At 55.1% G+C, this 312-nt stretch carries 1 pseudogene; it reads left to right on the plus strand.

Going from position 1 to position 312, the window contains the following annotated elements:
- Window positions 1-312 (plus strand): annotated as a pseudogene (locus B3W37_RS01370) (stage V sporulation protein AD); the annotation flags it as partial.

Here is a 312-nt window from a genome sequence, read left to right on the forward strand (position 1 = left end):
CGCATTGTGGCCGCAGCCTGCAGCCATCATTATACTGCTGAAAGACAATACCGCTTTCCCACCGAACAAGGGGTGCAAAAAGCTGCCACCGCCCAGTGGACCGCTACCGCAGCCGGGGCTGTACTGCTGGAAGCCAGTGGAAGCGGGCCCTCTATCAAGAGCATTACGGTTGGCAAGGTCATAGATATGGGCCAGACAGACCAGTCTGACATGGGCAGCGCCATGGCCGCTGCCGCGGCCCATACCATTAAAACCCATTTAAGTGATCTGAATCTGCCCGGTGATTATTATGATTTGATTGTCAGCGGAGAT

The organism is Syntrophomonas sp. UBA5494, from assembly GCF_002426325.1.